Origin of the sequence: Microcystis sp. M31BS1 (assembly GCF_020245285.1) — a bacterium.
In the GTDB taxonomy this organism is placed as follows: domain Bacteria; phylum Cyanobacteriota; class Cyanobacteriia; order Cyanobacteriales; family Microcystaceae; genus Microcystis; species Microcystis panniformis.
Genome location: NZ_JADBVE010000263.1, coordinates 1 through 3,450 on the forward strand (window position 1 = coordinate 1; position 3,450 = coordinate 3,450).

Sequence of the window (3,450 nt, forward strand, 5' to 3'; positions counted from 1 at the left end):
AAATGAAACAGCCCTACTTGATAAGGGGGGGTGCCGATCCCCCCTGCCCCCCTTGATAAGGGGGGTGCCGATAGGCGGGGGGATCCCCCTTGATAAGGGGGGTGCCGATAGGCGGGGGGATCCCCCTTGATAAGGGGGGTGTCTGATAATTTTTAACGCCTACCTACTTAACTACCTCCTGCCTCCTACCTCCTGCCTCCTGCCTCCTGCCTCCGTTAACAGTTCCCATCTGTTGCCCCTAAGCTTTCTGTTCCTGTTTAGATTTATGTAGGGGATCCATATAAATCTCTAAGCGCTTAAATACCACAGAGGAAAGGGTAGTTAAAACCAAATAAACTAAAGCAACAGCGATATAAATCTCGAAAGCTTTATAGGTAGTGGCTACCATTAATTGACCTTGCCGGAATAATTCTTCAAAACCGATTACTGCCGCTAAACTGGTATCTTTAATTAGGGTAATAAATTCATTCCCCAAGGGTGGCAACATCCGGCGAAAAGCTTGGGGAAAAATCACCTCGCGCATGGTTTGCACTGGGGACATTCCTAAACTAGAACAAGCTTCCCATTGACCATTATCGATCGATTGAATACCGCCGCGCATAATTTCAGCTAAATAGGCCGCCACATTTAAACTTAGGGCAAATAGGGCCGCCGGTAAACGATCTAAGTCGATATTTAAGCCAATTTCTCGGAACAACCCGGGCAAACCAAAATAGATCAAGAATAATTGCACCAGCATCGGTGTTCCCCGAAAGAAATCCACATATATGCGGCAAATTATTTTTAACCATTTGTAGGGAGAAATCAGGGCAATAGCCACTAAAGTTCCACCGATTAACCCGAAAAGAAAAGACAGAACCGTTAACAGAATTGTCCAGGGAACCCCTTTCACAATCAGGTTATAGAATAATTCTCCCCAGTTAAACCTCGATTCCTGTAAATTCTTTAAAGCTGGGGCAACTAAGGGTAAGACCGGCGGTTTTTCTCCAAACCATTCCCGAAAAATAACATCGTACTGACCACTTTCTATAACTCGACCGAGAGCATCATTAATTAATTGGAGATAGGGGGAATTTTTGGGTAAAGCAATCCCGTAGAATTCCTCCGTTAATAATTCTCCGACTACTTTTACTCCCCGTAAACCCGCTTGTTTAATTGCATACAAAGTCACGGGTTTATCGTTAACTACCGCCTCAACTCGACCATTAATTAATTCCTGCAAAGCTAAAGCCGCCGAGTCAAATTGACTAACTGTTGCCCCCGGTATTTTTGTCGCTTCTAAGGCTCCCGTAGTGCCAATTTGGACGGCAATTTTTTTGCCTTTTAAGTCTTCAAAATTTCTAATCGTCTTATTATCTTCCCGAACAGCGATCGCTAAACCAGCCCTAAAATAAGGTCGAGAAAAAGAAATCGCTTGGGCGCGTTCGGCGGTGATTGTCATGCCACTAATAGCGGCTTCCACTGTTCTTGCTTGTAGGGCCGGAATAATACCATCAAAGGGTAAATTTCTAAAGTCAATGTTGAGATCAGCTTCCTTGCCAATTGCCCGCATTAAATCGATATCAAACCCGGTTAATTGTCCCCCTTGTTGAAATTCAAAGGGTGGAAAAGTCGCTTCTGTGGCGACTCGAAAAGGATTAGGAGGAGTCTGAGAAAAAGCGGGAATAACAGTTAATCCGAGCGCCAAGACTAATCCTAACAAGGCAAAGATGACTCTCTGCACCGCCCGCCCTCGCCAAAATTTAATCATTTTTTAATTGTTTCTCCTTGATTTTTTTACTCAATTAAGTTAAGGATTTGGTCTTACTCCTCACCTAAGACAGATGTAGAGAGACTATTTGAGTATTATGATTATTCCTCTTGATAAAATGTCGTCAAGGATACAATCTAGCAGAAACTAATCTCGATACCTTTATACAGAATGTAAAATTTTTTACGAGAGGACATCATGACCACTACCACCCCTGTGATTGTTAGTGAAGGTTTACGCAAAAGTTACGGCTCTTTAGAGGTACTTAAAGGAGTTACAGGCACTCTTTATCAAGGGGACGTGGTATCGGTAATCGGTCCCTCTGGCTGCGGCAAAAGTACCTTTTTACGCTGTCTCAATCGTTTGGAAACAATTAACGGTGGCCGCTTGGAGGTGATGGGAATTGACATCTCTTCCCCGAAGTTAAATCAATCAGTCCTCCGCAATTTACGCAGCCGGGTAAGTATGGTGTTTCAACACTTCAATCTTTTTCCCCATCTCACCGTTTTACAAAACTTGATGTTGGCCCCCAAGCAAGTGTTACACCACTCGGAAAATGAGGCTAAGGATACGGCAATTCATTATCTGGAAAAGGTGGGTTTGGCCCCAAAAGCCGATGTTTATCCCGACCAATTATCGGGAGGCCAAAAACAACGGGTGGCGATCGCTCGCAGTCTCTGCATGAAACCAGAGGTGATTTTATTTGATGAACCCACTTCGGCCTTGGATCCGGAATTAGTCGGGGAAGTGTTAAACGTTATGCGTCAATTGGCCGATGAGGGGATGACTATGGTAGTCGTCACCCACGAAATGCAGTTCGCTAAGGAGGTCTCTAACAAGGTTTTGTTCTTTAATCAAGGTGTCATCGAAGAAGCAGGTGATCCCGACACCTTCTTTAATAATCCCCACAGCGAGCGCTTACAAGCCTTTTTAAGTCGCATCAATAGTAATTAGGGTTTGCTCAATTCAGGAGATAGGAGACGGTCGATAGGAGACGGTCGACAGGAGACGGTCGACAGGAGACGGTCGACTATTTTTATTTATTCTCCCATCTCCCCTTCTCCCGTTACAGTAGAGCAGGAAGTCGCCTTCCCACCCCCCGCTTCAAAACCGGACTTACGACTTTCGCCGTATCCGGCTCCCAGCAATTCTCATTTTGAAATAAATAGGGTTTGCGGCAAAAAGTTTTTCGTGGGGGTAGGAGTCGGTCGTCAGTAGCCGGTCGTCGGTCGTTTCAGGCTTTGTTGCCCTCTTTTTTTGTACCAGTTTATATACTATAAGAAGGATAATGCAAGGTTTTTGGTAATGATTTGGTAGTAGTGCCGTAGCCCTCTTGCTTCCCTGGTATGAATTGTGTAAAATATTTATGAATAAAAATAATTGGAACCCGATCAGTCTTTAAACCTCTAGCTTGCTCATGACTTTTCTGATAAATATCTTTTTCTGGCTCCTGTCTGGCTTACTCAAATATCAGTCTAGCACCGAACAAAATACCCCCCCCTAGTTCACCTCTATTCCCCTGTCAAGCGTTGTGGTTCTCACCATACTATCAAGAATGATTCTATTCATAATGGAAAACCCAAACGTCAAGGTAAAGAATGTGGTCAACCGTTTGTGATCAATCCCACTAATAAAACCGTCTCTGACGAAACCAAACAATTAATTGATCAACTCTTGCTCGAACGAATTTCCTGACGAGG

The 3,450-nt window shown here is 44.1% G+C and carries 2 protein-coding genes and 1 pseudogene; 2 read left to right on the plus strand and 1 reads right to left on the minus strand.

Features of this window, described 5'->3' with window-relative positions:
- Positions 1-238: 238 nt before the first annotated feature.
- Positions 239-1,750: an ABC transporter permease subunit gene (locus IM509_RS15495; RefSeq protein ID WP_052277271.1), complete on the minus strand. Its 1,512-nt coding sequence runs from the start codon at positions 1,748-1,750 to the stop codon at positions 239-241.
- Positions 1,751-1,948: 198 nt separating this feature from the next.
- Between IM509_RS15495 and IM509_RS15500 the strand changes: the two genes are divergently transcribed.
- Both IM509_RS15500 and IM509_RS15505 read left to right on the plus strand, forming a co-directional pair.
- Entirely contained in the window at positions 1,949-2,704 is a 756-nt protein-coding gene (locus IM509_RS15500) for an amino acid ABC transporter ATP-binding protein (RefSeq protein ID WP_052277272.1), read from the plus strand.
- Positions 2,705-3,167: 463 nt separating this feature from the next.
- Positions 3,168-3,450, plus strand: a pseudogene (locus IM509_RS15505) (ISNCY family transposase); the annotation flags it as partial.